We start from the raw sequence: 25677 nt of genomic DNA on the forward strand, positions 1-25677 counted from the left end.
CTCTCTTAATGTAATTTAGCAATAAAGGAATCGCCGTGCGCCATGGCGTCCAGCTTAAAATAATCGGCCAGGGTCTGGCCTATGTCGGCAAAGCTCATCCGCTCGCCTAAATCAGTACTGGCCAGCCCCGGCTGATACGCCAGCACCGGAATATATTCCCGGGTATGCTCGGTACCGGGCCAGGTGGGGTCACAACCATGGTCTGCGGTTAGCAGCAGCAAGGTGTCATCAGCACAGGCCGCCAGCAACTCCGGTAAGCGGCTGTCAAAGTACTCAAGCGCTTCACCGTAGCCTAAGGCATCGCGGCGGTGGCCATAGTTCTGGTCAAAATCCACCAGGTTGGTAAACACCAGACTGCGGTCCGGCTGCTTTTTCATCTGCTCAAGCGTGGTATCAATTAACGCCTCTAGCCCGGTGGCTTTGATGTTTTCACTGATCCCCTGATGCGCAAAAATATCGGCAATTTTACCAATGCTGATCACCTTGCCACCAGCGTCTGTTAGTTTATCCAGCACCGTAGGTGCCGGCGGTAATACCGAGTAATCGCGCCGGTTACCGGTGCGGGTATAATTATCAGCACTGTCGCCGGTAAAAGGCCTGGCGATTACCCGGCCAATGTTGTATTCATCAAGCAACTCACGGGCTACCCGGCAAAAGCTCAGCAGCTTTTCCAGGCCAAAATGATCTTCATGCGCGGCGACCTGAAAGACGCTGTCGGCTGAGGTGTAGCATATCGGCTTACCGGTTTTAACGTGCTCGTCACCCAGCTTGCGTAAAATATCGGTGCCCGAGGCATGACAATTGCCTAAAATGCCGCTTACTCCGGTGCGCTGACACAGCTTTGCAATCAGCTCAGCCGGAAAACTCTCTGTTTTCTGCTCAAAATAGCCCCAGTCAAACAACACCGGCACGCCGGCCATTTCCCAGTGGCCACTGGGGGTATCTTTGCCGCTGCTAAGCTCACGGGCATACCCATAGGCGCCATGCAGATCAGTGCTGTCGTCTGTGTCAGGGGCACCGTTGCCCGCGGCGGTAGCCGCCTTTACCAACCCTAACCGGGCCAGGTTTGGCAATGCCAGCCGGCGGCCTTTGTGCTTAACAAACTCGCGGGCGATACTGCCAAAGGTATTGGCACCGACGTCACCAAAACTATCAGCATCAGGCGCGCTGCCAATACCAAAACTATCCAGAACCAGGATCACTGCCTTTGCCATACTGTGGGCTCCCACTGTAAACGTGCACCAGCCAGATCGGAGCAATGCCTGTTAAGCAGTTATTGCCCGGATCATGAAAAAATAAAAAGGGCACGCACTTTAATATGCCACCCGGTGTTTTACAAGTTTAACTGTTACTTTGGCGCTTGCTGCGGCTTTTATCAAGCTTTGTTGCTGCATGCCGGCAAACAAAAACGGCGCCGTAGCGCCGTTCTATTATGCTGCTGACAACATTACTGTGGCAGCTGCTGATAACCCATGCTGTACAGGGTGAAGCTGAAAATATCAGCCGCCTGATCAATTACCATCGATACCGGCATACCGGCGCCATGACCAGCGTTTACATCAATCCGGATCAGCTGTGGATTCACGTTAGTCGCTTTTGCCTGCAGCTCTGCTGCAAATTTAAACGAATGCGCCGGCACCACCCGATCATCATGATCAGCAGTTGTTACCATCGTCGCCGGATAGGTTACGCCCTGTTTGACGTTATGCACCGGCGAATAAGCCTTTAAGTACTGAAACATATCGGCAGACTGCTCGGCAGTACCATAGTCATAAGCCCAGCCTGCGCCAGCGGTAAAGGTATGGTAACGCAGCATATCCAGTACGCCTACTGCCGGTAATGCCACCTGAAACAGTTCAGGACGCTGGGTCATCGCTGCCCCTACCAGCAAGCCACCGTTGGAGCCTCCGCGAATGGCGAGCTTCTCAGCAGAAGTATAGTTTTGCTGCTGCAGATATTCTGCTGCAGCAATAAAGTCATCAAACACATTTTGCTTTTGCTGCTGCACCCCGGCGTTGTGCCAGGCTTTACCGTATTCGCCGCCACCACGTAAATTAGCAACCGCATACACGCCACCCATTTCCATCCATACTGCATTGGCAACACTGAATGACGGTGTCAGGCTGACATTAAAACCACCATATCCGTAAAGAATGGTCGGGTTAGTGCCATCTTTTTTCAGGCCTTTTTTATAGCTGATAATCATCGGCACCCGGGTACCGTCTTTTGAGGTGTAGAATACCTGCTCAGACGTATAATTTTCCGGATTAAAATCTATTTTCGGGCTGTTGTATAAGTCAGACTTGCCGCTGTCCGGCTCAAACGCATAAATGCTGGACGGCGTAGTGTAATTGGCAAACGAGTAATACAGGGTTTCTGCGTCTTTCTTACCGCTGAAACCACCGGCACTGCCTATTCCCGGTAAGTCAATTTCGCGGACCAGTTTACCGCTGTAATCGTACTGTTTTACCTGCGCAATGGCATCAACCATATAGTTGGCAAACAGATAACCGGCGCCTTTACTGATCCGTAAGACGTTTTCGGTTTCGGGGATCAGTTCCTGCCAGTTTTCCGGAGTTGGTTTGGCAGCAGAGGTGACCACCACTTTGCGGTTTGGGGCATTGAGGTTGGTGACCAGATACAGCTTGTCACCGTCATTGTCCAGCAAATCAGTATCAGAATCGGTATGGTCAAGAATGGTGACAAACTGACTATTTTCTTTGGTTAAATCTTTTAAAAACAGTTTATTACCTGATGTAGACACGGCAGCTGACACCAGCAGGTATTTATCGTCTTCGGTCACTGACGCGCCCACATAGCGGTGTTTCTGCTCAGCAGTATCACCAAACACGACTTTATCATCCGCCTGGGCCGTGCCCAGTTTGTGATAGTAAAGTTTATGCTGGTCAGTCATGGCCGATAATTCACTCCCTTCAGGCTTGTCATAGCTCGAGTAAAAGAAACCGTCGTTGCCAACCCAGGAGATACCACTGAATTTAACGTCAATCAGCGCCGGCTCCAGTTGCTCTTTGGTTTTTGCATCAATAATAATGATTTTGCGCCAGTCACTGCCGCCTTCTGAAATGGCATAGGCTGCCAGGCTGCCGTCTTTAGAGAACTCAATATCAGCCAGCGAGTTGGTACCATCTTCGCTAAAGGTATTCGGGTCTAAAAATACTTCAGCTTCGCCACCGTCTTTTTGGCGGTACAATACAAACTGGTTTTGCAAACCGTCGTTTTTATAAAAATACTGATACTCCCCTTCTTTAAACGGCGCGCCAATTCGTTCAAAATTCCATGATTTTTCCAGTTTCGCCCGCACCTCATCCCGAAACGGAATATTTGCCAGGTACGAAAATGTGACTTCATTCTGTGCCTTAACCCAGGCTTCAGTCTCGCTACTGCGATCATCTTCCAGCCAACGGTAAGGATCGGCAACCTCAGTACCAAAATAATTATCTACGGTATCACCCTTGCGTGTAACGGGGTAAGTAAGTTGCTGCTGTTGCTCTGTGCTCACGGTAAGGTCCTGACTGGTTTGTACATCTTGTTTCGCGCCGCCGCAAGCGCTTAGCATGGCAGCTGCTAACAGGGTAATAGCATGTTTCATGAAAAACTCCGATGTTGATGTTTTTGTAATTGTTATTAGGTCTATTTTAAAAACGCGTCTGAGCTTAACAAAGATGGCCGCTGTTGCCTATTTCACCGGGCTGGAATTTATGTAGACTCAAGGCGAATTATTCAGGAATATGGGATAAATAAACCAGAAAGCAAAACGCCAGCATTACGCTGGCGTTTTAACTGTAGTGGTGCCCAGAGGCGGAATCGAACCACCGACACGCGGATTTTCAATCCGCTGCTCTACCGACTGAGCTATCTGGGCAAAAACGTTGTGCTGGTAAAATTATGCTGCCTGATAAGCTGAACCAGGGCAGTAACTGAACAAGACACCAAAAGATGGTGCCCAGAGGCGGAATCGAACCACCGACACGCGGATTTTCAATCCGCTGCTCTACCGACTGAGCTATCTGGGCAATGCGGGTCGTATTAAACGGATTTTGCCAAGCTAAGTCAACAGATTTTTTCTAAAAGCCGCGCAAGCGAACAGCGAATAACCAACAGGCGCTGCTTTGTTCGCCACCTGTTAAAATTAACACTGCGCCAGCTCCCAAAAAGTTGTTACACTATCATTAGTTAACCGGTACGCCGTACAATGCATTTAAATGGACAGCTGATGGAAAAAACCTCTTACACTAAACCGATGTTTCGCCGGCTGGCATTAATGGCCCTGCTGATTCTGTTATTGCAGGCCGCGTTATTTACGCTGTTTACCTTGCCAGAACAAAACCGGGAAGAACAGCAACTAGCCCGCTTAACTGCCGAAACGACGGTGCTGGCCAATGCATTGAGCGCCCCACTGCGCAATAACAATATTCAGGCGACCGAACAGTTGCTGTTGCAGGCACGTAACGCCGACGCCAACCGTGCGCTGTATTTATATCGTCAGACCAACCAGCAACTGGAGCTGATTGCCAATACGGTTAACCTGGCTAATTTTGTCCCCCAGCCTGAACTGGCCAATCGGGAAGTGCGGCAAGGCGATTATTTTATTGTCAGCCGAATTGTTAATAACGACGTAGCCAGCCTGCTGATTAATGTTCACTATATTCCACCAACCAGCCAGCTGCCATTGCTGCTGGCGTTTATTGGTAGTCTGGTTGCCGGTATCTTACTGAGTCTCAGCTTTGCCTACACCATTTCAGTGTATTTCAGCCGTAAACTGACGCCGCTAGTCAGCAATACCAAAACCGCCCTGGATAAAAACCAGTTTGACGGCAGCGTTGAAAGCCATGCCCATGATAATTTCGGCGTGCTGGGCAGTTATATTAACCAGCTGTTTCGCCGGATTGAGCAGGGACAGCAGGCACTGAAAAGCTCAGAGACTGATATTGCCCAGTTGAAACAGGAAGTCGATACCCGGATTAAAGAGCGCACTGACGCCCTGGAGACCGCAAAATTAACGGCGGAGCGGGCTAATGAAGCCAAATCAACCTTCCTGGCCACCATGAGTCATGAAATCCGCACGCCGATGAATGGCATTATCGGCACTATTGATTTGCTGCGCAAAACCCAGTTATCGACCTCTCAGTTCCGGATGACCGATACCATTCGCGAGTCGTCCTTTTCGTTACTGCGTATTCTGGATGACATTCTGGACTTCTCAAAAATCGAAGCCGGGAAACTGGAGCTGGAGAATATTCCAGTCTCGTTAGTGGATATTATTGAAGCGGTGGGCCGCATTCTGGTGTCCGTTGCCTATCAGCGCCAAATCGATTTAAAGCTGTTTATCGACCCTAAGATCCCTGACGGTTTGTATGGCGATCCGGTACGGTTACGTCAGATATTATACAACCTGGCCGGCAACGCCATTAAATTTACTGAGACCACACCGCAGAAAACCGGGGTGGTGGTGATCCGCGCCGATCTGCTGGAAGAGAACATGGAGTTCAGCCAAATCCAGTTTACTATTGTCGATAACGGCCGGGGCATGACCCAACGACAGATTAACTACGTGTTTCATCCGTTTAACCAGGCAGAAGGTTCTATCACCCGTAAGTTTGGTGGTACCGGTTTAGGGCTGTCCATTTGTCAACGGCTGACCTCGCTGATGTATGGCGATATCGACGTCCAGAGTGAAGTCGGCAAAGGTACTGAGTTTACCGTCCGCATTCCAATGCGCCGCTCAGATGAAATTGAATATGTCAGTACCGAGCTGTTGCATGATGTGCATATTTGTCTGTTCACCCAGGACATCGATAATCAGGAGCATTTAAGCGACTACTTCCGCCATGCCCACGCTGAACTTGAAGTAATAAACAGCATCGATGGTTTGTATCAACGGGCAGCGCGGCAAAAACCAATGCCCCCCAAGCAGGCGGCAGTTTGGGTGCTGGACGCCACCTATGAGCAAATTTCTGCAGACCATATCAACAAGTTGCAGTTAGTGCCTGAACTGGAGCGGGTGCAGTTTATTGTGATTACCAATCAGGTTGAATTATCTGAGCATAGTAATGAGCGAACCTACTATCTGCATAGCTCGCCTATCTGCCGCAGCCATTTATATGATGCCATTCTGGTTGCCGCAAAACGCAAAGATAAGCCCAAGCCGCAGCAAACCTCTAACCTGAATCTGAATAAAGGTGCGCCGGATATTGAAACCGCGCGGCGTAACCGCCAGCTTATTTTGCTGGCTGAAGATAACATGATGAATCAGCGCGTCATTGTCGATCAATTAAACGCGCTTGGTTATGCGGTTGAAGTCGCCGACGACGGTGCTGTCGCACTTGATATGTGGCGACGCTATCACTATCCGCTGGTGCTGACTGACTTACACATGCCCAATATGAGTGGCTATGATTTAGCCATCGCTATCCGCAAAGAAAGTCTGCACCGCCAGGACGACAGTAACTTTAGCCGGATTGTTGCCGTTACCGCTAATGCCTTAAAAGGTGAAGAGCAAAAATGTATCAGTATTGGTATGGATGGCTATATCACCAAACCGCTGGAACTGGTTACCCTGGAAACCATGCTTAAACGCTGGCTGCCAGCCAGCGGATCCAAAGTGGTAACTGCGAAAGACAGCGCAGCTGCCAGCAACAGCGAACCGGCCCAACAGCCATCGCCGATTTGTTTTACCACTATTGCCAATTTCCTGGGTAATGATCCGGCAAAACATGAAGAGTATCTGAACTACTTTGTTAAACACGGCAAAGAGTTGCTGACTGAAATGACCACTGAGGCACAGGCCCAAAATCGCAGCAATGTCCGGGCTGTTGCTCATCAGTTTAAATCGGTAGCCAAAAGTATTGGTGCCTTAAGCTTGTCGGCTGAAGCGCTGAAACTGGAGCAGGCTGCTGAAAACAGCGACTGGTCAGTGATTAATGAACATGTCCGGCTAATGCAGGAAAAGTATCACGATATCGTTAACTACGTGCGCCAGCGCTACTAAATAAGACAATCTGCGCCTGCACCAAAAAAAACCGGTAATGATTACCGGTTTTTTTATTGTCCAGCTCATCGCCAGACTAGCTGGCAGAGGTATCCAGTGGCGGCAGACTTTTCACCAGCTGATCAAGCTGTTGCATCTGGCTCAGATACGCTTCCAGCCTGGCCAGGGGTAACGCACAGGGCCCGTCACACTTCGCCTGCTCAGGATCAGGGTGGGCTTCAATAAATAACCCCGCTAAGCCCAGCGCCATGCCAGAACGCGCTAACTGAGCGGCCTGAGCGCGCCGGCCATCAGCAGAATCTGCCCGGCCACCGGGTTTTTGCAACGCGTGGGTGGCGTCAAAAATAACCGGGCCATATTGCTTCATTTCATCCATACCCAGCATATCAACCACCAGGTTATTGTAACCAAAGCAGCTACCCCGCTCGCACAATATAACGTTATCATTACCTGCCTCACTGAACTTGGTAATAATATGGCGCATTTCATGCGGTGCCAGAAATTGCGGCTTTTTCACATTGATAACCGCACCGGTTTTCGCCATGGCCACCACTAAATCAGTCTGCCGGGCTAAGAATGCCGGCAATTGAATGACATCAACCACTTCTGCTACCGGCGCAGCCTGCCAGGGTTCATGCACATCGGTAATAAGCGGCACGTTAAAGGTGCTTTTAATTTCAGCAAAAATCTTTAAACCCTGCTCCAGGCCTGGTCCACGGTACGAATGAACCGATGAGCGGTTAGCTTTATCAAAAGACGCCTTAAATACATAAGGTATACCCAATTTGCTGCACACGGTAACGTAATGCTCGGCGATCCGCATTGCCATATCCCGCGACTCCAGCACATTCATGCCGCCAAACAACACAAATTGGTTCTGATTATTTACTGCAAGGTTACCGACCCTGACGGTTTTCTGTTCCATAATATTCCAGCAATTTCGCTATATTAAAGTGGTAAAAACACCGGTTGTTTACTAAGTGCTACCCGGACCATTAAGCCCAGCCAGCCCAGTGCACCGAGAAAGCATAACCAGCGGATAGCAAGGGTACGGCCCTTTAAAGCCATGACCGCCAGCGCTATGTACGCCAGCAAGGCGATAAATTTCTCGGTCAACCAGCTATTAACAAAAGGATATTGATTAATAATCAGCATCAGGCCAATAGCCGACAACAGTAATAAAGTATCGACGACATGTGGGCTGATTTTAAAAAACTTGCTCTGTAATAATGCCGAGCCCTTCAGCATCATACCAAACCGGATAAATAACAAACTCACACTTAAAACCACCATCAGCAGATGCAGATGTTTAAACGCCATATACATACAACAGGATCCTTATTCATTATTATTAAAGCGCACTAATATGCAGCAGAGTCATCTTCAATATCCGGATATTTCAGTAAAATGGCTTCCAGCTTCTCTACCCGCCGGGTAAACAATTCTACCAGTCTCGGCTCAAACTGTTTGCCTGATTCGGAAACAATATGCGCCACTACGTCCTCTACGCTCCAGGCCTGCTTATAACAGCGCCGGTGACGCAAGGCATCATAAACATCGGCCAGGGCTGCAATCCGACCGTAAATATGAATGTCTTCCCCCTTTTTACCTGCCGGATAACCGGTACCGTCCCACTTTTCGTGATGGTCCTGGGCTATGATGGCACCGGCTTGAATAATAACACGTTTTGAATCTTTCAAAATATCATAACCAATACTGGTATGGGTTTTCATCACCTCCCATTCCCCGCCGTTAAGCCTCGCCGGCTTATTTAAAATGCCATCCGGAATACCGACCTTACCCACATCGTGCAATGGCGAAGCATACATTAAGCGCTCCGCTTCTTCTTCACTCAGGCCGTAAGCTTTGGCCAGGTCATAACAGATAAAAGCGACCCGCCGCACATGATTACCGGTTTCAACTGAACGGTGTTCCACTGCTTCACTAAGCCGGTAGACAATTTCCCGCTGAGTATCCTCTATTTCATGCTGCAACTGCACATTTTCGTAAGCAATCTGCACATTCTGTGCGAATAACTCAATCAGTTTTTTCTGGTTTTCACTAATCTGGCCGGGTAAGCCGGAAATATAAAGCAGTGAGCCGTGGGTAAATTTGCTGCAACAATAGGCAACCAGATAATTATCACGATATACAATGCTGCGACTATCCAGCGCACTCTCAAAGGCCTGCAACAAATCATGGTTCAGCACTTCCTGCACCGGTTTGCCCTCTTTTTTTGCAAACTGGCCCTGGCCGGCAAAAACCACTAAATCGTGCGGATCAGCGTCTGAGCGCACATTGCCTGCCACCAGTGATGAGCTGGCCAGCAAGGCATTTTCATGACTGCCCAGGATAGAGGTTAATTGCTGCAGCACCCCATCGATAAACTGCTCCATCGAATGAGAGGAAAACAAATCTATCGAGGCATTAATAATTTTCTCGAGCCCCTGGCGGCTTTGTTCCAGCGATAAAATATCGCGGTACGAGCGCAGACTGGACATGATAACGGTAAACAGCTTCTGGGCGGTCAGTTCCGTTTTCGATTTATAGTCGTTGATATCGTAATTAACGATAACCTGACGCTCCGGAGCCTGGCCAGGCTGGCCGGTACGCAGAATAATCCGTACGTGATCATTTTTCAGCTCTTCACGAACATGTCTGGCCACCAGTAACCCGGCGTCATCCGTTTCCATCACCACGTCGAGTAAAATGATAGCTGTATCAGGATTAGCCGCAATTAACTGCCGGGCTTCGGCACCGGAATAAGCGCTGATAAACTCCAGACTCTTGTTATTAAAAGTAAAATCACTAAGCGCCAGTTTGGTGACGGTATGCACTTCCGGCTCATCGTCAACGATTAACACTTTCCAGTGGCCATGATTCACCACTTCGGTCGGTTCAGACTCTTCAGCAAACAGAAAAGTGTCATTCATTGGGCGGGCTCCGATATTCAGGCAACGAATCAAAAGAAATGATCAACAGTTACGATCAGCTAAAACTATTAAATAGTTATATGCGCTAATAGCTTGCTGGTCAAAACTTTGTTGCTGAATACTTTAGCAATGCAGACTGCCGCCACTTATCCGCCAATTGCCGCCGTAGTCTCTGCGCGACTGCACCTGAAGAAAGCCAGCGGCGATTAAAAGCTGTTGTACCGCATCAGCCTGATTGTAACCATGCTCCAGCCACAACCAGCCCTCTGCCTGCAAATAAGCCGGTGCCTGCTGGCAAATAGCGGCTAAATCGGCCAGACCATGCTCGGCGGCAATTAAGGCGCTGGCGGGCTCAAAGTGCAGTGCGGCTAAATGCGGGTCGTCAGGTTCAATATAAGGGGGGTTACTGACAATCAGATCAAAACGCTGACCAGCGAGAGCACTGAACCAGTCACTTTGCAGCACAGTGCAGTTTGTTGCTGCCAGACGGCTGGCATTGCCCTTTGCCAACTCGACTGCCGCACTGACTTTCTCTGCGGCAGTAACCTGCCACAGCGGCCGGTTACATGCCAGTGCCAGCGCGACAGCACCGGTGCCGGTGCCTAAATCAAGTACTCTGGCATTTTGGGGCAAGGTTAACGATAGCGCCTGTTCAACCAATAGCTCGGTATCAGGCCTGGGGATCAGGGTGCAGGGCGCAACATCAAGTTCAATATTCCAGAATGGCCAGCGGCCGATGATATAAGCGATTGGCTCATCCTGCAGCGCCCGGTTAAGCAACTGGTCAACAGCCTGCTGGTCTGCGTCACTGAGCATCGCATCACCATGGCTATACAAGTAGCTGCTACTAACCTTCAGCTGATGACATAGCAGCAGCCTGGCGTCATCAGTCGCCAGCGGTGATACTGCAGCAAGCTGCCGGCCAGCCTGTCTGAGCCATTGCGCCAGGGTCATATCAGCGGTTTTCGTCTGCCAGCGCTGCCAGTAAGTCGGCCTGGTGCTCCTGATTAAGCGGCTCCAGCACCAGTTCCAGATCACCTTCCATTACTTCATTTAAACGGTAAATGGTCAGGTTGATCCGGTGGTCTGTTAAACGCCCTTGTGGAAAATTGTAAGTGCGGATCCGTTCAGAGCGATCACCACTGCCGACCAGTGAGCGCCGGGTGGACTCTTCGGTCAGCCGGCGTTTTTCATCTTCTGCCGCCTGGATCCGCGATTGCAGCACACTCATTGCCCGGGCCCGGTTTTTATGCTGCGACCGCTCGTCCTGACATTCAACCACAATACCGGTGGGTAAGTGGGTGATCCGGATTGCGGAATCAGTACGGTTAACGTGCTGACCACCGGCACCTGAGGCACGGTAGGTATCGACCTTTAAATCTGCCGGATTGATTTCAATGGCTTCACTTTCCGGAATTTCAGGCATTATCGCCACCGTACAGGCAGAGGTATGCACCCTGCCCTGTGATTCGGTCGCCGGTACCCGTTGCACCCGGTGCCCACCGGACTCAAATTTTAAAATACCGTAGGCACCCTCGCCCTGGACACTGGCAATCACTTCTTTAAAGCCGCCATGCTCACCGTCACTGGCACTGACCACTTCCAGTTTCCAGCGTTGACGCTCGGCAAAACGACTGTACATCCTAAAAACGTCACCGGCAAAAATGGCGGCTTCATCACCGCCGGCGCCAGCCCGGATCTCTAAAAAGCAGTTATTGCTGTCATGCGGATCTTTGGGTAACAGTAACAGTTGCAGATCTTTTTCCAGCTGGTCGATGGCGGTACGGGCACTTTTGTATTCTTCCTGCGCCATTTCCCGCATATCAGGGTCGCTGTCTTTCTGCATTTCTTCGGCAGCGGCTAAATCCTGCTGGGCCTGGCGAAACCGATTAAAGGCTTTGCTGACATCTTCCAGCTGACTGTATTCTTTGGACAGCTCACGAAAACGCTTCTGATCGCCAATAACGCCCGGGTCGCTTAATAATGCCTGTACTTCTTCATGCCGCTCCACCAGGCCTTCCAGCTTGCGGTATACCGATTCTTTCATGTTAGGTCTGTTACCTGATTAAATATCTAATAAAGTGTTGATCAGTGTCTGCGGCTCGCTGGCCTCTTGTTGCAGTAACTGACGAATGGTTTTGGTTGGGCTGTGCATCAGCCTGTTGCTAAGCTTGTTCGCCAGTTCAGCCAGCACTTTCTCTGCATCCTGGCCGGCAGCGAGCTGATTCAGGGCCCGGCCGAGCAAGTCAGTTTTTATCTGTTCGCAGCGCTGACGGTAATCCCGTACCCAGTCAACACTGCCCTGCAACTGCAGCCATTGCAGAAAATCTTCTGCGCCGAGCCGGATTATATCACCAGCCTGCTCTGCCGCTTGCTGGCGCGAACTGACATTTTTCGCCACTATACTTTGCAAGTCGTCTACCGTATATAAATAAGCGTCTTCCAGCTCGCCAACCTGTTGCTCAATATCCCGCGGCACGGCTAAATCGACCAGAAACATCGGTTTATGCCGGCGTTTTTTCAATGCCTGCTCGACCATGCCTTTACCGACAATCGGCAGGGTGCTGGCGGTAGAACTGATTACAATATCGGCTTGCGGTAACTGGGCCGGCACCTGAGACAGCGTAATAACTTTGGCATTAAACTGTTCTGCCAGCTGCACGGCCCGCTCGTATGTGCGGTTAGCGACGGTTAGCTCACGGGCGCCCTGTTCAGCCAGATGGCGGGCGACCAGTTCAATGGTTTCGCCGGCACCAATCAGCAGCACCTGGACCTTTTCCAGCCTGCCAAATATTTGTCGGGCTAAACTGACTGCAGCAAACGCCACCGATACTGCATTGGCGCCAATATCAGTGTTGGTGCGGACATCCTTAGCCACAGCAAAGGTTTTCTGAAACAGCCGTTCAAACTGCGGATTAATAGTACCGGCCTGGCGGGACTGATTATATGCCTGTTTTACCTGACCTAAAATTTGCGGCTCACCCAACACCAGCGAATCAAGGCCAGCAGCTACCCGCATCAGATGCTCGGCGGCCTGTCGATCATGATGCAGATACAAATGAGACTGCAGTTCGGTGACATCTAACTGATGAAATTGTGCCAGCCAGCCAATAACCTGCTCTGCCTGGTGATTGGTGCCGTTAAAATACAACTCGGTTCGATTACAGGTCGACAGAATAACCGCATCGGTTACCGCTGTCACCGTAGCCAGTTCACGCAAGGCTTCATGCACCTGTTCCGGGGCAAATGCCACTTTCTCCCGTAAACTAACCGGTGCTGTTTTATGATTAATGCCTAGTGCAAAGATGGCCATCACCTGTATCATCGTGTTTGTCAGGGGCGAATTGTACGAAAAACCCCATATTAAGAAAAGCGTAACTAAGGACTTTCAGCGTGTCAGTAGCAATTAAGTGGTTAACCTTGGCCGGATTAATGCTTTTATCCAGTGGTTGCAGCATGTTTTCAAAACCTGCACCGGTGCAGCCATTGGACATTAAAAGCCGCCAGGCCCGGCTAACAGCAATCACCGAGTATACTGTACAGGCCTCTGTCGGTATCAAAACCCCGGACGAGTCGGTCTCGGGCAACCTGACATGGCAACAGCATAGCACTGAACACTATAAAGCGCGGCTGGCTAATTTTTTCGGGATCAGTTTATTTGAACTAACCAATGACGCACAGGGCAGCAGTATTCTGGTGCGTGGCGAGCGCTATCAGGCAGTAGATACCAGCAGCTTGTTGTGGCAACTGGCCGGCTGGTCGATGCCGCTGGACGATATGCCATTGTGGTTAAAAGGGATACCGGGTGCTGAGGCCAGCGCCGTTGAATACGATGACTTTGGCAGAGTGCAGGCATTTCAGCTGGTGGATAGCACCGGGATTATCTGGCAGCTTCGTTATCAGAGCTTCTTTGCTGATGCGCTGGCGTTGCCCCAGAAAATTAAGCTAAGCAGTGACGATACCACTATTCGTTTTTATATCAGGAGCTGGCAATTATGACCTTAAGGCTGCCAGCTGTTGCCAAGCTGAATCTGTTTTTACATATTACCGGCCGCCGCGCAGACGGTTACCACAACCTGCAGACGTTATTTCAGTTACTGGATTATGGCGATGAGCTGCATTTTACGCCGCGCCCTGACAATCAGTTAACGTTACAGTGTAACGACCCTGCCCTGCAGAGCCCGGATAACCTGATTATTAAAGCCGGCAGCTTGTTACAACAGCATAGTGGTTGTCAGCTCGGTTGTGACATTGTGCTGGATAAAAAGCTGCCAATGGGTGGCGGTCTTGGTGGTGGTTCGTCAGATGCCGCTACTACCTTGCTGGCATTAAACCAATTGTGGCAACTGCAATTGAGCAACGACCAACTGGCGGCGCTGGGGTTGCAACTGGGTGCTGATGTGCCGTTGTTTGTCAGAGGCTATAGCGCTTTTGCCGAAGGTGTCGGTGAAAAGTTGCTGCCGGTGCAGTTACCTGAAAAAATCTACTTAGTGGTGACGCCCCCCTGTCATGTCAGTACGGCAGAGATTTTTCAGCACCCTGATTTAATCAGAAACAGCCAGCCACTGAGTCTTGAGACGTTGTTCAACAGCCCATGGCGTAATGATTGCCAGCCATTGGTCGAACAGCTGCAGCCGATTGTTGCATTAACCTTACAGTGGTTGTTAGAATATGGGCCGTGTCGAATGACGGGTACTGGCGCCAGTGTGTTCGCCGAATTTCCGGACACGGCCAGTGCTCAGCATGCCCTAAGCAAGCTCCCGGCAAACTGTCGCGGATTTATTGCTAAGGGAGTCAACCAGTCGCCAGTAATGGCGGCGTTGGCAGATACGGAATTCAACAACTGATGCCTTTTACACCGGCATTTAATGATTTAACCGGACTCACCACCGCCCTGAGGATCCTACTGTGCCCGACATGAAGGTTTTCGCTGGTAACGCCATACCAGATCTTGCTAACAAAATTGCCAGCCGTCTCTACATCAAACTGGGAGACGCCGATGTTGGCCGTTTCAGTGATGGCGAAGTTAGCGTACAAATCAATGAGAATGTTCGTGGTTCTGATGTGTTTATTATTCAGTCAACCTGCGCCCCCACCAATGACAATTTAATGGAATTAATTGTTATGGTCGATGCATTACGGCGCGCCTCAGCCGGCCGGATCACGGCCGTTATTCCTTATTTTGGTTATGCCCGTCAGGATCGCCGGGTACGTTCAGCCCGGGTTCCTATTACTGCCAAGGTTGTCGCCGATTTCCTGTCCAGTGTGGGTGTTGATCGGGTTTTAACCGTTGATTTGCATGCTGAGCAAATTCAGGGGTTCTTTGACGTGCCGGTCGATAACGTTTTTGCCAGTCCGGTATTGCTGGATGATATGCGCAAGAAAACCTTGCACTCGCCGGTCGTGGTATCACCGGATATCGGTGGTGTGGTGCGGGCTCGTGCGGTAGCGAAGCTGCTGAACGATGCTGACTTAGCCATCATCGACAAACGCCGGCCCAAGGCAAACGTGTCGCAGGTTATGCATATCATCGGTGATGTGAAAGACCGCGACTGTATTATCGTTGACGATATGATTGATACCGGCGGCACCTTATGTAAGGCAGCAGAAGCGTTAAAAGAGCAAGGCGCCAAACGGGTATTTGCTTACGCCACTCATGCTGTTTTCTCAGGTAATGCGCCGGAAATCATCAGTAACTCCGTGATTGATGAGCTGATTATTACAGATACTATTCCACTGTCTGACGCGATGAAAGGCGTTAGTAAAGTGCGGCAGTTAACACTAAGTGAGCTGATGGCTGAATGTATTCGCCGGATCAGCAATGAAGAGTCTATCTCGTCAATGTTTGATTAAATCTGTATCCCGGTTTCATTAAGGCGCCCGTTGGCGCCTTTTTCATTTGCAGCTGGCTGGTGCCGGTGGTAATATGTCGCGCCTTTTGAAAGGGCAATCAGGTTGGGGCTGGTCGCAAGCCGCAACACAAATCACTTTATTGGAGTACATCATGTCTGATGCAATTTTCGCGTTAACTGCAGAAGTCCGTACTGACCTGGGGAAAGGTGCGAGCCGCCGCCTGCGTCACGAAGACAAAGTTCCAGCCATTATCTATGGCGGACACAAAGATGCCTTATCTGTTACTTTAGAGCACTCTAAGCTGTTAAAAGCCCAGAGCTTTGAAGCCTTTTATTCTCACATCCTGACTATCACTGTCGGTAAAGAGAAAATCCAGGCTATCGTTAAAGATATGCAACGTCACCCGTACAAGCCAAAAATCATGCACGTTGACTTTCAACGCGTTGAAGCTGGCCACGAACTGACCACTATCGTTCCGGTTCACTTCTTAAACGAAGATAAGCCAATCAAAAAAGGCGGTGTTGTTGTTCACGCCCTGAACGAAATTGAAATCAGCGTATTACCAAAAGACTTACCAGAGTTTATCGAAGTTGACCTGGCTGATGTTGAAGTAGGTACCACCCTGCACCTGACTGACATTAAAGCACCTAAAGGTGTGACCTTTGTTCAGTTAACCAAAGGTGAAGGCCATGACCTGCCAGTGGTATCTGTTAACAAACCAGCTGGTAAAGCCGTTGATACAGAAGAAGAAACTGAAACTGCTGAGTAATGTCTGACGCATTACCTGCCAATGTTCAGTTAATCGTGGGCCTGGGAAATCCGGGCCCCGAATACCAGCATACCCGGCATAACGCCGGGGCCTGGTTTGTTGAAAAGCTGGCTCATGCCTTTAATGTCAGCCTGAAAAATGACAGTAAGTTCTTTGGCTATACCGGAAAATTTATTTGTGCCGGCCAGGAATTTAAGTTACTTATCCCCTCTACCTTTATGAATCTCAGTGGCAAAGCCGTGTTAGCTATGGCCCAGTTTTACAAATTGGCACCGGAGAATATTCTGGTTGCCCATGATGAACTGGCACTGGAGCCCGGTATCGCCAAATTTAAACTCGGTGGCGGCCATGCCGGCCACAACGGTTTACGCGATATTATGGCGCGCTTAAGTAATAACCCGAATTTTTACCGGTTACGCCTCGGTATTGGTCATCCCGGCCATAAAGACAAAGTAACCGGTTTTGTGCTGGGCAAAGCCCCGGCCAGTGAACAAAAATTAATAGATGCCAGCATTGATGAAGCAGTCAGTTGCTTTGACATTCTGGCACGCGACGGCTTAATTAAAGCCCAGCATCGTCTACACAGTTTTAAAGCCAGCTAGCCTTGCGGCCAGCAACACAGCCTGAAGGAAAATTATTATGGGTTTCAAATGTGGTATTGTCGGCCTGCCCAACGTTGGTAAGTCTACCTTGTTTAATGCATTAACCAAGGCAGGCATTGAAGCGGCCAACTTCCCGTTTTGTACCATAGAGCCTAACACCGGCGTGGTACCGGTGCCTGATTTACGGCTGGATAAGCTGGCAGAGATTGTTAAACCACAGCGGGTTATTCCAACCACGATGGAGTTTGTTGATATTGCCGGTCTGGTAAAAGGCGCTTCCCGGGGCGAAGGCCTGGGCAATAAATTCCTGGCCAATATCCGGGAAACCGATGCTATTGGTCATGTTGTACGCTGCTTCGACGATGAAAATATTATTCACGTTGCCGGTAAAATAGACCCGGCCGATGACATCGACACCATTAATATGGAACTGGTGTTGTCGGATATGGACAGTGCTGAGCGGGCCATTTTCCGGGTCAGTAAAAAAGCCAAAGGTGGTGATAAAGACGCCAAGGCAGAAATACTGGTACTGGAAAAAGTAAAAGCACATTTAGAGCAAGGCAATACCCTGCGCCAGCTGGAGCTGGACAAGGATGAGAAAGCGCTGATTGCCTATATGAACTTTTTAACCATTAAACCGACCATGTACATTGCTAACGTCACCGATGATGGCTTTGAAAATAACCCGTATTTAGACATCGTCCAGGCGATTGCCGATAAAGAGGGTGCCATAGTCGTGCCGGTTTGCGCCGCAATTGAATCTGAAATTGCTGAGCTGGAAGACGACGAGAAAGCCGAATTTATGGCCGATATGGGCCTGGAAGAGCCTGGCTTAAACCGGGTGATCCGTGGTGGTTATTCGCTACTGAGCCTGCATACCTATTTTACTGCCGGGGTAAAAGAAGTCCGGGCCTGGACCGTCGCTATTGGCGCTACCGCCCCTCAGGCGGCCGGGGTTATTCATACTGACTTTGAAAAAGGCTTTATCCGCGCTGAAGTGGTGGGTTACGATGATTTCGTTGCTTTTAAAGGTGAAGCCGGTGCCAAAGAGGCCGGTAAATGGCGGTTGGAAGGTAAAGATTACATCGTAAAAGACGGTGATGTAATGCATTTCCGCTTTAACGTTTAAGCCTGTTTCCGCTGATAAAAAGCCGCTGCCTATGCAGCGGTTTTTTGTTGTAAGCCCCCCTTCCGGCCAAAGACTGCCTGTCCGTGGCAATGGCATCTAAACTTTTGCTACCGATTTGCATATAAAAACAGCAAACACGCCCATGCAGCGCACTAAACGCAAAAAAACGGTTGACGCTAATATGTCAGATCAGCATAATACGCGCCACTTGCTTAGGACAAGTTAGCGTGGCTACATAGCTCAGCTGGTTAGAGCACAGCACTCATAATGCTGGGGTCGCAGGTTCGATTCCCGCTGTAGCCACCACTTAACTTGCCTGTGTATGCGGGAATGGCGGAATTGGTAGACGCACTGGATTTAGGTTCCAGCGCCGCGAGGCGTGAGAGTTCGAGTCTCTCTTTCCGCACCATAATAAGTAAGTAAGCAGTTTCTGCAGGGGCGTAGCCAAGCGGTAAGGCAGCGGGTTTTGATCCCGCCATGCCCAGGTTCGAATCCTGGCGCCCCTGCCATTAACTCAGGCAGTTGATTTTATCTCTCCTTGTGTTTATCTGAACTGCAATCTCCATTACAGGGGCGTAGCCAAGCGGTAAGGCAGCGGGTTTTGATCCCGCCATGCCCAGGTTCGAATCCTGGCGCCCCTGCCATATTCAGAAAACCCAGCCCCGGCTGGGTTTTTGCTATTTAGGACATGTGTTAGCTCTGCCGGTTACAACATCTTTTGTGCTCGCCACAGCAACTCGCATTCGCTCAGACACTCTGTGGCTGTGCAAAAAGAGTTCTAACCTGCTTTACCGATGAGGTTGGAACCCTGCAGCGCACAGCCACAGAGTGTCTGAGTCCTGCCGCAGGCATAAGGACGAGTTGCTGTGGCGAGCACTGTAGGTGTTGCAACCGTATCGCTTAGCTAAGAGTGTTAACTTGCCTATTCAGAACCCACAGCATAATGAGTAACTAGTTTCTTAAGCGCGCCACTGCGCGACGCGATGGTCAGCGCCAGCTGGCGCAGGTTGCGCAGCGGGCCGATATCATTGCCAAACAACTGATAAAAGCCGTCCATAGTACTCATCATCAGCAAATTAGCCGGCTTACGCTTACGCTGATAGTTTTGCAACAGTTGCGCACTGCCAATATCACGGCTATGCCGTCTGGCATCGATAATCAACTCTGTCAGCAGTTTGGCATCAGCAAAGCCAAGGTTTACGCCCTGCCCCGCCAGCGGATTAATGGTATGGGCGGCATCGCCCGCCAGCACTACTCTGCCTGAATAATAGCGGTTAGCATCCAGCCGCGCTAACGGAAACCAGCTGCTGCTGACCACTTTTACCTCGCCCAGCTGATCAGGGAACGCCTTTAGCAATTCAGCAGTAAGCTGCTCAGGGCTTAGCGCCGCCAGCTGTTTTACCCGGGGCGCGTCGTCATACCAGACTACCGACCCCTGCGCCCCCGGCAGCGGCAAAAACGCTTTCGGGCCGCTTGGGGTAAACTGCTGCCAGGTCACATCCTGCTGTGGGTAGGGTGTGTTCACTAAGGCCACTAAACAGGCCTGCTGATACTGCCAACCATTAGTGCCTATGCCGGCTAGCCGGCGCAATTGCGAGTTGCCACCATCAGCAGCGATGACTAACTTGCTTTCAAGCTGCTCACCGCTATCTAAACTGAGTAAGACGCTGTCACAAGTTTGACTCAGCGTTGCAACCGAAGCCGGACAAAACAGACTCAGATTAGCCGGGAATTGCTGCCACAACGCCAGCTGCAGTAAATTATTTTCAACAATATGGCCCAGATGGCTACGCTTAATGTCTGCGGCATCGAAACAGACCACACTTTGCGGCTGCTCAAACGCCTGTAAGCGGCGGTAGGGGCACAATCGCATCTGTTGCAGTGACGGCCAGGCACCCAGCTTAGTTAACCAGGCTTCACTGGCCAGATTAATTGACGATACCCGCAGATCCGGTGCATTGGCAGGGTCAAACTCAGCAGGCGCCTGTTTTTCTATCAGCGCTACCTGCAAGCCCGCCTGACTGAGCGCCAGCGCAATAGCTGCTCCGACCATGCCGCCACCGACAATGCTGATATCAAAATGCTGTACCGTGTTACTACTCATTACAAGTAACCTTCTCTTTACTAAGTGGGCCTATAATACTATTAATTTCAAGCATGCCTGAAAGTAAACCGTTGTTGTGCCGGTCTGTGATGGGGTACTGGTTAACCAACCAGCGCCGACTACAATAATGACCAACAGGAATAGCCAATGAAACTCTATCTTATCACTGCTTTTGTAACTCTGTTCAGTATCAAACTTATGGCGGCAACCGGCATTGCCCAGACACCGGAGCAGGTAACACCGCTTCTGAACGGCCTGACCATTCCTGATGTTACCCTGACTGCAGCCGATAACACTACGGTAGCGTTAAAAAACATCGTCAAAAAGCAACCGAGCGTGCTGGTGTTTTACCGGGGTGGCTGGTGCCCTTATTGTAATGCCCAGCTGGCGGCGCTCCGCACCATTGAACCCGAGCTGACTAAACTGGGTTACCAGATCATCGCTATCACGCCGGACAGTGTCAGTTCTGTCAACAAAAGCCTGAATGATACCGGCGGCCAGCAGCTTAATTATACGCTGTTGTCAGATCATCAGTTTCAGGCCAGTCGTGCTTTTGGCCTGGCTTACTATCTCGACGACAAAACCGCAGCCATATATAAAGGTAAATTAGGCAGCTTAATTACCACTGAAGCCGGCACTGAGAAAGTCGTTTTGCCGGTACCTGCTGTCTATATTCTGAATACTGATGGCGAAGTGGTATTTAACTATGTGCATATAAATTATAAGACCCGGCTGGAAAGTGAATTGTTGTTAAAGGCTGCTGCGCTGGCGCTGCAATAGCGGCTGTTTTTTTTCTGATAAAAGCGTTGACGACAGCACAAAAATACGGCATTTTGCGCGCCCTGTTTGGCAAGTATTCTAATGGATGCTAGCCTGTTGGTTTTAACCTTCTGCTGGAGATAACTGATGCGTAATGTAACCGTTGCTGCGACTCAAATGGTGGGTGGCTGGAATGTTGAAGAAAACATCGCCCGTGGTGAAAAGCTGGTACGCGATGCTGCGGCCAAAGGCGCCCAGATTATTCTGCTGCAGGAGCTGTTTGAACGTAATTACTTTTGTCAGAAGCAAAAACCAGCTTATCTGGAATTTGCTACCACCGTCGAAGAAAACCCGGCGGTTAACCACTTTATGAAAATTGCCAAAGAGCTCAGCGTCGTCTTGCCAATCAGCATTTACGAACGGGCCGGTAATTGTATGTATAACAGCGTAGTGATTATCGATGCTGACGGTGAAAACCTGGGTACTTACCGTAAAAGCCATATTCCGGATGGCCCGGGTTACAGTGAAAAATATTACTTCACCCCGGGTGACACTGGCTTTAAGGTCTGGCAAACCCGTTATGCCAAAATCGGTGTCGGCATTTGCTGGGATCAGTGGTTTCCGGAAACGGCCCGCAGTATGGCCCTGCTGGGTGCCGAACTGCTGTTTTACCCCACCGCCATTGGCAGCGAGCCGCATGATGCCACTATTGATTCATGCGGGCATTGGCAACGGACCCAGCAGGGCCACGCTGCGGCGAATTTAATGCCACTTATTGCCTCGAACCGGATTGGTACCGAAACCGAAGATGACTACCATATCACCTTCTACGGCAGCTCATTTATTGCTGATGGCACCGGCGCCAAAGTGCAGGAAGCCAATGCGACGGACGAAGCAGTGCTGGTACACACCTTCGATTTAGATAAAGTGGCCGCGGATCGCCGGGCCTGGGGTCTGTTCCGCGATCGCCGGATTGATATTTACGATACTATCCTGACTAAAGATGGCAAAGTGAACCCGGAGAACAGCAAGTGAGCCGCTTACTACCAACCACACCTGTGCATGATGGTTTTTCAATGCCAGCCGAGTGGGCAGAGCATAAACAAACCTGGATGGTATGGCCGGAGCGCACAGATAGCTGGCGTATGGGGGCTAAACCAGCCCAACAGGCTTTCTGCGCCGTTATTGCCGCCATTGCCCGCTTTGAGCCGGTAACGGTCTGTGTTTCAGCTGGCCAGTATGCCAACGCCGAAGCGCAGCTGGGCAGAGCCGGTGCTTTGTATCCGGTACGAGTGGTCGAAATATCCAATAACGATGCTTGGTGCCGTGATACCGGGCCGACGTTCGTCACTAATGGTAAAGGTGAAGTGCGTGGTATCGACTGGACGTTTAACGCCTGGGGTGGCCTGAATGGCGGCTTGTATTTCCCATGGCAGTTTGACGACCAGGTCGCCGGTAAAATTCTGGGTATTGAGCAGTTACCCCGCTACCGCACTGAAGGCTTTGTGCTGGAGGGCGGCGCTATCCATGTTGATGGTGAAGGCACCCTTTTAACCACTGAAGAGTGTTTACTTAATACCAACCGTAATCCGCATTTAAACCGCGAGCAGATTGAAGAAATTCTGGCCGAGTACCTGGGGATCAGCAAAGTATTGTGGTTAAAAGAAGGTATTTTTAACGACGAAACCGATGGTCATGTTGATAATATGGCCTGCTTTGTCAAACCAGGTGAAGTGGTGCTGGCCTGGACTGACGATCAGAACGACCCGCAGTATGCCCGCAGCAAAGCCGCCCTGGATTATTTAGAAGCCAGCACTGATGCTAAAGGCAGGAAAATTAAAGTGCATAAGTTACCGCTGCCCAAGCCGATTATTGCCAACTCCGATGAATATGCGACGGTAGATGCCACCCTAAGTGCTATTCCGCGTGAAGCTAATGCCCGGCTGGCCGGCTCTTACATCAACTTTTATTTATGTAACGGCGGCCTGATTCTGCCAACCTTTGATGACCCGAATGATAACGTTGCCGCTGATATATTACAGCAGCTGTATCCGGACCATCAGGTTGTTACGGTGCCAGGCCGGGAAATTTTACTGGGCGGTGGTAATATTCACTGTATTACCCAGCAGCAACCAGCCTGACAGTATAAAGGGAGCAGCAAGCTCCCTTTTTTATCTTACGAAATACAGCCTGCCACAGGCCTTAGTTTGCTTCTTTATACTCCATTACCGAATAGTACTCATTCATTGACAGGTTCTTACGACAGGTATGCTGGCGCATATTCGAGCCTTTTAACCGTTCATAACTGCAGTGCATAAACTGGTTATCAACGCCGTACTTCCGTTTAAACTCTTCATAAAGCGGATCAAGTGAGTCCAGCTGCTCCTGAGTAAGATTACTGGTAATCTCTTTGTATCGACGCTCCCAGTCAGAGGTTTCCTGCTGCAGCGATAAACGCATCCAGACCAGGCCTTCTTCAACATTTACCGGGACATCTTGGCCGGTAACCATTAATAAACCAGCCAGATACTGTGCATATTTCTCACCGTAGCGGGCAAATCGCAAAATTTCCGGAAAGGCTTCAGCAAATTGTTGTTTTCGTGCCTTAGCCATCATACTGTCGTAATCCGCGGCGTATAAATAGGAGCGCAAACGGACTTCTTCACCTTGAACTTTCGCATCACTCTCTGCCGCAACGCTTTGGTTGCCGCCCACAGCTAAAACGGCGGTAACAAGCAGTGTTGATATCAGTTTTTTCATAATTCCATTTCCCCGTTGTCGTTAACCGCTAAAGTATAACAGCCTGCTCATTGCGGTCTGCTTACAAATTGTAAAACAATATGTCATGATTTACTGACGGCGATAAGCCTAACGCTATCCCGACGACCACAATGAACAATAACTCTTCATATTCAGCCATTTAAAAGCTACACTTCAGTCCATGCAATTGTAACAGAGCTGTTATATTATGAAAGCCTGTGCCTTACATATCCTGGTTAAAACCCGGGAACAAGCGGAAAAATTGAAACAACAATTAGCCAGAGGCGCTGACTTTGGCAAACTTGCCAAACAACACTCACTGTGCCCGTCAGGCAAAAAAGGCGGGGATTTAGGCGAGTTTCGTAAAGGCCAGATGGTAAAGGCCTTTGATGATGTGGTATTTAAAAAGGCGCTGCTGGAAGTGCACGGCCCGGTGAAAACCCAGTTTGGTTTTCACCTGATTAAAACCCTGTATCGCAGTTAAGTTTTACCCAGCGCTTTGGCCCGCAATTTTGCTTTTAATTTGCCCTGAGCCTGGCGTTTGGCGGCACCATCGTTACGCCCAGGCCGTTGACCTGGGGCACGAGCCACAGCTTCGTTCGGTGCCTGATAGCTGGGGTCGTGCTCGTAGCCGGGCAACACTTCGGTGCTTAACACTTGCTGGGTTAACTTTTCAATGTCCTGCAAGGCCCCTGTATCTTCCGGGGTAACCAGGGTAACGGCAATACCACTCATACCCGCTCGGCCGGTGCGGCCTATCCGATGGACATAGTCCTCAGCTATCTGCGGCAAATCGTAGTTAACCACATAAGGCAACTCACTGATATCCAGGCCACGGGCCGCGATATCGGTTGCGACTAACACCCGTACCGCCCCGGCTTTAAAATCAGCTAACGCTTTGGTGCGGGCGCCCTGGCTTTTATCGCCATGAATCGCCGCAGTTTTCAGGCCGTCTTTCTGTAATTGTTTGGCTAGACGGTCAGCACCGTGCTTGGTGCGGACAAATACCAGCACCTGCGGCCAGTTACGGGCACCAATTAAATGCGACAGCATCTCGCGTTTGCGATGCTTGTCGACCAGATATACCTGCTGGCTTACCCTGTCAGCAGTGGCATTTGCTGCTGCCACTTCGACCAGCACCGGCTTGTCTAGCAGTTCATCAGCCAGCTGTTTAATGTCGTTGGAATAGGTGGCTGAAAACAACAAGGTTTGTCGTTTCGGCGGTAGTTTCGCCATAATGCGCTTAATATCAACCACAAAGCCCATATCCAGCATCCGGTCAGCTTCATCCAGCACCAGGACTTCAAGCTGGCTTAAATCGATGGTTTGCTGATGCAAATGGTCAATCAACCGGCCCGGTGTCGCCACCAGAATATCCAGCCCTTGTTCGGCATCATCGTATTGTGGCCGGATTGACACGCCACCGTAAAATACCGCGCTGCGACAATTAACATGGCGGCTGTAGGTCAGCACACTGTCGTGCACCTGCTGTGCCAGCTCCCGGGTTGGCGTCAGTACTAATATCCTTACCTGGCCGGCAGTTAACAGCTTAGGCGCATTGAGCAAGTGCTGCAGCAGTGGTAAAGTGAAGGCTGCGGTTTTGCCGGTACCGGTCTGGGCGCCGGCCAGAACGTCTTTACCAGAACGAATAAGCGGGATGCTGCGTTGTTGCACTGGTGTGGCGTCGGTATACCCCTGTTCGGTGAGTACCCGTAAAATGGGCTCTGCCAGCCCTAAAGATTGAAACGACATTGATGAT

Annotated in this window: 22 protein-coding genes and 6 tRNA genes; 15 read left to right on the forward strand and 13 right to left on the reverse strand. The window is 50.2% G+C overall.

Features of this window, described 5'->3' with window-relative positions; genetic code table 11:
* Positions 1–5: 5 nt before the first annotated feature.
* The 4 genes from R3187_RS11055 to R3187_RS11070 form a co-directional block, all read right to left on the reverse strand.
* Positions 6–1214 carry a phosphopentomutase gene (locus R3187_RS11055; protein ID WP_318967109.1) on the reverse strand — a complete coding sequence of 403 codons (1209 nt, stop codon included), beginning with the start codon at positions 1212–1214 and terminating at the stop codon, positions 6–8.
* A gap of 233 nt (positions 1215–1447) precedes the next feature.
* The gene (locus R3187_RS11060) at positions 1448–3610 is read right to left on the reverse strand and encodes a prolyl oligopeptidase family serine peptidase (protein ID WP_318967110.1); all 2163 of its coding nucleotides are present in this window, start codon (positions 3608–3610) and stop codon (positions 1448–1450) included.
* A gap of 197 nt (positions 3611–3807) precedes the next feature.
* Positions 3808–3883 (reverse strand) — tRNA-Phe (locus R3187_RS11065).
* Between the two features lie 75 nt (positions 3884–3958).
* Positions 3959–4034: transfer RNA gene (locus tag R3187_RS11070), tRNA-Phe, on the reverse strand.
* A gap of 200 nt (positions 4035–4234) precedes the next feature.
* Here R3187_RS11070 and R3187_RS11075 point away from each other — a divergent pair.
* Complete coding sequence (locus R3187_RS11075) at positions 4235–7009, forward strand: hybrid sensor histidine kinase/response regulator (protein ID WP_318967111.1); 2775 nt, start codon at positions 4235–4237, stop codon at positions 7007–7009.
* A gap of 76 nt (positions 7010–7085) precedes the next feature.
* Here R3187_RS11075 and kdsA read toward each other — a convergent pair whose 3' ends face one another.
* The 6 genes from kdsA to hemA form a co-directional block, all read right to left on the reverse strand.
* Positions 7086–7934, reverse strand: coding sequence for a 3-deoxy-8-phosphooctulonate synthase (kdsA, locus tag R3187_RS11080; protein ID WP_318967112.1), 849 nt, complete (start codon positions 7932–7934; stop codon positions 7086–7088).
* A gap of 23 nt (positions 7935–7957) precedes the next feature.
* The gene (locus R3187_RS11085) at positions 7958–8335 is read right to left on the reverse strand and encodes a SirB2 family protein (RefSeq protein ID WP_318967113.1); all 378 of its coding nucleotides are present in this window, start codon (positions 8333–8335) and stop codon (positions 7958–7960) included.
* Positions 8336–8370: 35 nt separating this feature from the next.
* Positions 8371–9942: a DUF3369 domain-containing protein gene (locus R3187_RS11090; protein ID WP_318967114.1), complete on the reverse strand. Its 1572-nt coding sequence runs from the start codon at positions 9940–9942 to the stop codon at positions 8371–8373.
* A 123-nt stretch (positions 9943–10065) separates the two neighbouring features.
* Positions 10066–10980 carry a peptide chain release factor N(5)-glutamine methyltransferase gene (gene prmC / locus R3187_RS11095; RefSeq protein ID WP_318967115.1) on the reverse strand — a complete coding sequence of 305 codons (915 nt, stop codon included), beginning with the start codon at positions 10978–10980 and terminating at the stop codon, positions 10066–10068.
* Entirely contained in the window at positions 10898–11989 is a 1092-nt protein-coding gene (prfA, locus tag R3187_RS11100; RefSeq protein ID WP_318967116.1) for a peptide chain release factor 1, read from the reverse strand. Before prfA ends, prmC begins: the two co-directional genes overlap by 83 nt.
* An 18-nt stretch (positions 11990–12007) precedes the next feature.
* Positions 12008–13255, reverse strand: coding sequence for a glutamyl-tRNA reductase (gene hemA, locus R3187_RS11105; protein ID WP_318967117.1), 1248 nt, complete (start codon positions 13253–13255; stop codon positions 12008–12010).
* A 143-nt stretch (positions 13256–13398) separates the two neighbouring features.
* On the opposite strand from hemA, the gene lolB reads away from it, so the two are divergent.
* The 10 genes from lolB (at position 13399) to R3187_RS11155 (ending at position 18939) form a co-directional block, all read left to right on the forward strand.
* Positions 13399–13941 (forward strand): lipoprotein insertase outer membrane protein LolB, encoded by a 543-nt coding sequence (gene lolB / locus R3187_RS11110; RefSeq protein WP_318967118.1) that lies wholly within the window; start codon positions 13399–13401, stop codon positions 13939–13941.
* On the forward strand, positions 13938–14789 hold the full coding sequence (gene ispE / locus R3187_RS11115) for a 4-(cytidine 5'-diphospho)-2-C-methyl-D-erythritol kinase (RefSeq protein ID WP_318967119.1): 852 nt from the start codon (positions 13938–13940) through the stop codon (positions 14787–14789). Before lolB ends, ispE begins: the two co-directional genes overlap by 4 nt.
* 70 nt (positions 14790–14859) lie before the next feature.
* Entirely contained in the window at positions 14860–15795 is a 936-nt protein-coding gene (locus tag R3187_RS11120) for a ribose-phosphate pyrophosphokinase (protein ID WP_413229024.1), read from the forward strand.
* Positions 15796–15946: 151 nt separating this feature from the next.
* Complete coding sequence (locus R3187_RS11125) at positions 15947–16564, forward strand: 50S ribosomal protein L25/general stress protein Ctc (protein WP_318967239.1); 618 nt, start codon at positions 15947–15949, stop codon at positions 16562–16564.
* Positions 16564–17166 (forward strand): aminoacyl-tRNA hydrolase, encoded by a 603-nt coding sequence (pth, locus tag R3187_RS11130; RefSeq protein WP_318967121.1) that lies wholly within the window; start codon positions 16564–16566, stop codon positions 17164–17166. The genes R3187_RS11125 and pth overlap by 1 nt, the downstream gene beginning before the upstream one ends.
* Before the next feature lie 37 nt (positions 17167–17203).
* A complete protein-coding gene (gene ychF, locus R3187_RS11135; protein WP_318967122.1) occupies positions 17204–18295 on the forward strand; it encodes a redox-regulated ATPase YchF in 1092 nt (363 codons plus the stop codon).
* A gap of 229 nt (positions 18296–18524) precedes the next feature.
* A tRNA-Met gene (locus R3187_RS11140) sits at positions 18525–18601 on the forward strand.
* Positions 18602–18619: 18 nt separating this feature from the next.
* A tRNA-Leu gene (locus R3187_RS11145) sits at positions 18620–18704 on the forward strand.
* Positions 18705–18729: 25 nt separating this feature from the next.
* Positions 18730–18804: transfer RNA gene (locus R3187_RS11150), tRNA-Gln, on the forward strand.
* Positions 18805–18864: 60 nt separating this feature from the next.
* Positions 18865–18939, forward strand: a tRNA-Gln gene (locus R3187_RS11155).
* 278 nt (positions 18940–19217) lie between these two features.
* Here the strand turns inward: R3187_RS11155 and R3187_RS11160 are convergent.
* Complete coding sequence (locus R3187_RS11160; protein WP_318967123.1) at positions 19218–20399, reverse strand: FAD-dependent oxidoreductase; 1182 nt, start codon at positions 20397–20399, stop codon at positions 19218–19220.
* 147 nt (positions 20400–20546) lie between these two features.
* Here R3187_RS11160 and R3187_RS11165 point away from each other — a divergent pair, with 147 nt between their 5' ends.
* The 3 genes from R3187_RS11165 (at position 20547) to aguA (ending at position 23299) form a co-directional block, all read left to right on the forward strand.
* Positions 20547–21179 (forward strand): peroxiredoxin-like family protein, encoded by a 633-nt coding sequence (locus R3187_RS11165; protein WP_318967124.1) that lies wholly within the window; start codon positions 20547–20549, stop codon positions 21177–21179.
* A 123-nt stretch (positions 21180–21302) separates the two neighbouring features.
* Positions 21303–22193: an N-carbamoylputrescine amidase gene (gene aguB, locus R3187_RS11170; protein ID WP_318967240.1), complete on the forward strand. Its 891-nt coding sequence runs from the start codon at positions 21303–21305 to the stop codon at positions 22191–22193.
* Positions 22190–23299, forward strand: coding sequence for an agmatine deiminase (aguA, locus tag R3187_RS11175; protein ID WP_318967125.1), 1110 nt, complete (start codon positions 22190–22192; stop codon positions 23297–23299). The genes aguB and aguA overlap by 4 nt, the downstream gene beginning before the upstream one ends.
* 61 nt (positions 23300–23360) lie before the next feature.
* Here aguA and R3187_RS11180 read toward each other — a convergent pair whose 3' ends face one another.
* The gene (locus R3187_RS11180; RefSeq protein WP_318967126.1) at positions 23361–23918 is read right to left on the reverse strand and encodes a hypothetical protein; all 558 of its coding nucleotides are present in this window, start codon (positions 23916–23918) and stop codon (positions 23361–23363) included.
* Between the two features lie 208 nt (positions 23919–24126).
* On the opposite strand from R3187_RS11180, the gene ppiC reads away from it, so the two are divergent.
* A complete protein-coding gene (gene ppiC / locus R3187_RS11185; RefSeq protein ID WP_318967127.1) occupies positions 24127–24402 on the forward strand; it encodes a peptidylprolyl isomerase PpiC in 276 nt (91 codons plus the stop codon).
* Here the strand turns inward: ppiC and R3187_RS11190 are convergent.
* Positions 24399–25670 carry a DEAD/DEAH box helicase gene (locus R3187_RS11190; protein ID WP_318967128.1) on the reverse strand — a complete coding sequence of 424 codons (1272 nt, stop codon included), beginning with the start codon at positions 25668–25670 and terminating at the stop codon, positions 24399–24401. The genes ppiC and R3187_RS11190 overlap by 4 nt on opposite strands.
* Between the last annotated feature and the right edge of the window lie 7 nt (positions 25671–25677).

It is taken from the genome of Arsukibacterium sp. (assembly GCF_033721375.1).
Lineage (GTDB): Bacteria > Pseudomonadota > Gammaproteobacteria > Enterobacterales > Alteromonadaceae > Alishewanella.